Source organism: Pseudomonas sp. Sample_9, assembly GCF_004307535.1.
GTDB lineage: Bacteria > Pseudomonadota > Gammaproteobacteria > Pseudomonadales > Pseudomonadaceae > Aquipseudomonas > Aquipseudomonas mercuritolerans.
The window spans coordinates 1-2,606 of record NZ_RAZO01000514.1; the positions used below are offsets into that span (position 1 = coordinate 1).

The 2,606-nt window shown below is 60.1% G+C and carries 5 protein-coding genes; all 5 read left to right on the top strand.

Going from position 1 to position 2,606, the window contains the following annotated elements:
* On the top strand, positions 1 to 248 hold a 248-nt coding region (locus tag D6877_RS29710), incomplete at its 5' end, for a hypothetical protein (protein WP_206663005.1).
* Complete coding sequence (locus tag D6877_RS29225) at positions 203 to 616, top strand: response regulator (RefSeq protein ID WP_130912951.1); 414 nt, start codon at positions 203 to 205, stop codon at positions 614 to 616. The genes D6877_RS29710 and D6877_RS29225, both read left to right, overlap by 46 nt.
* A gap of 56 nt (positions 617 to 672) precedes the next feature.
* Complete coding sequence (locus tag D6877_RS29230; RefSeq protein ID WP_130912952.1) at positions 673 to 1,341, top strand: HAD-IA family hydrolase; 669 nt, start codon at positions 673 to 675, stop codon at positions 1,339 to 1,341.
* Positions 1,342 to 1,692: 351 nt separating this feature from the next.
* Positions 1,693 to 2,490, top strand: a complete 798-nt coding sequence (locus tag D6877_RS29235) for an SDR family oxidoreductase (protein WP_130912953.1) — start codon at positions 1,693 to 1,695, stop codon at positions 2,488 to 2,490.
* A gap of 21 nt (positions 2,491 to 2,511) precedes the next feature.
* On the top strand, positions 2,512 to 2,606 hold a 95-nt coding region (locus D6877_RS29240), incomplete at its 3' end, for an SRPBCC family protein (protein ID WP_178083773.1).

Consider the following 2,606-nt stretch of genomic DNA (forward strand, 5'->3'; position numbering starts at 1 on the left):
TCATGGATTACGGTTCGGCCGTTCAAAGGGCCGGCATTTTAACCACAAATGAAGGTTTCCGACGGGCGCTGCGCTTCGAAAAACAACACCTTGGCGAAATCTGCTGTATCAAAAGTGAATTTCTACAAGGCGCGCTGCTCATACCTGATAAGCAGCGGATTCAAACCGCTTACCAAAAATGTAATTCGGGGGAGTGCTGTTCATGTGCCCTACACCTACGTCGAGCGCGCACCTTCCTGGCGGGTTGATTCTGGTTGTCGAAGACGATCCGTTGATTCTGGAGTTCCTTTGCGAAATTCTCCAGGAGGAAGGGTTCAAGGTCGAACCGCAAACCAGCGCCGACGCCGCCTCACGGTATCTGGAACAACATGCAGCAGAAGTTGCACTGCTGCTGACCGACATCACCATGCCCGGCACGCTCAATGGCGCTGACCTGGCCAACCTGTTCGGTGACCGCTGGCCGGACAAGCCGGTGATGGTCATGTCCGGCTATGAAACGCCCGAGACCTCCGGGGTCAAGCATTCGGTAGCGTTCATCAAGAAGCCGTGGGCGATCGGACAGTTGCTCGACTGTGTGGAAAGTGCGTTCAAATCCAAGGCCCCGCAGTTGCACTGACAAGTGCTACATTGCCGGGCCAGGCTGCCCGGCCAACTGTCAGAGGATTTGCTCTTTTGTCTGCACAAGCATCGGTTTTTGATCGCGCGTTCGGCGCGTTCCTGTTCGACATGGACGGCACCGTCCTCAACTCCATCGCCGCCGCCGAGCGCATCTGGTCAGCGTGGGCGGTGCGCCATGGCGTTGATGTCGCGACGTTTTTGCCGACCATCCATGGCGCGCGGGCGATCGACACCATCACCCGGCTGAATCTGCCGGGTCTGGATGCCGAGCAACAAGCAGCGTTCATCACCGCAGCGGAAATCAATGACGTTGAAGGCATTGTCGAGATTCCTGCGGCGGCAGCCTTTCTCAATGTTCTGCCGAAAAACCGTTGGGCGATGGTGACGTCGGCGCCTCGCGATCTGGCGTTGCGGCGGATGGCGGCGGCGGGGATTCCGCAGCCGGCGGTGATGATCACGGCGGAAGATGTGAAGGCTGGCAAGCCTGATCCTGCGGGGTATCTCTTGGCTGCAAATAAGCTGGGAGTCGAGCCGGCTGACTGTCTGATCTTTGAAGACGCCACGGTTGGTATTCAGGCTGCGGAAGCGGCGGGCGCTGCACTGATGATCATCACCACCACGCACCAGCACCCGATCGAAACGGCGCATGCGACGTTGGCCAGTTACGATGCGATCGGCGTCAGGGTCGGCGCCGATGGTCTGCTTCGTCTGACGGAAATCTGATCTGTTCCGAAATGCCCCTCACCCTAGCCCTCTCCCGGAGGGAGAGGGGACTGACCGGGGGATATTCAGGTAATACGCCGACGTGAAAGGTCTTCTCTGAATCCATAATCGCTATGGTCTTTCAGGTCGACGTCAAGTTCAGCACAACTCGGTCGGTTCCCTCTCCCCCGGGAGAGGGCTAGGGTGAGGGGCTACGGTCTGCCAGACACAGGGGATCGTCGATCAAACCACATCCCCGTCACCGGTCGGCAGCTCAACCATGCCGGCAATATCGCAACTACGCTGATCCATGCTTGTGAAATCGTCGCCAAAGTCGAGCGCGGTGGAACTCCTTGCTAATGAGGTAAACGCATGAAGATCGATCTGAGTGGAAAACTGGCCATTGTCAGCGGCAGTACCGGCGGCATCGGCCTGGGCATCAGCCAGTCGCTGGCTGAAGCCGGGGCGACGGTTGTGGTCATCGGTCGCGACACAGCCAAGGTCGAGCAGGCGCTGGCGAGCATTCGCCAAGCGGTGCCCAGCGCGCAGTTGCGGGGTCTTACCGCCGATCTGGGCACGGCCGAGGGCGCGGAAAAGCTTTTCGCCGCCGAGCCGCGCGCGGACATTCTGGTCAACAACCTCGGCATCTTCAACGACGTCGATTTCTTCGATACTCCCGACAGCGAGTGGACGCGCTTCTATGAAGTCAACGTGATTTCCGGCGTGCGCCTGGCGCGGCATTACGTGCCGGCGATGGTTGAGCAGGGTTGGGGCAGGGTGATCTTTCTGTCATCGGAATCCGGGGTGGCGACGCCGGCGGACATGCTCAATTACGGCGTAACCAAAAGCGCCAACCTCGCGGTGTCCCACGGCCTGGCCAAACGTCTGGCTGGCACCGGGGTCACGGTCAATGCGATCCTGCCGGGGCCGACTTTCACCGATGGCCTGCAGGACATGCTCAAGGACGCGGCCGCCGAATCCGGGCGCGACCTGCGCGACGAAGCCGACGCCTTTGTGCGCAAGGCCCGTCCGACCTCGATCATCCAGCGCGTAGCGGATGTTGCGGAGGTGGCGCATCTGGTCACTTACATTGCTTCACCGCTGTCCTCGGCCACCACAGGCGCGGCGTTGCGCGTTGATGGCGGTGTGGTCGACAGCCTGACTATCTGAATTTTCCGAAAGAGAGGTTTTATGCCAACAGCATCCGCAACCATCGACATCCCGGCCTCGGCCGATCAGGTCTGGCAATTGATCGGCGGCTTCAACACGCTGCCGGACTGGCTGCC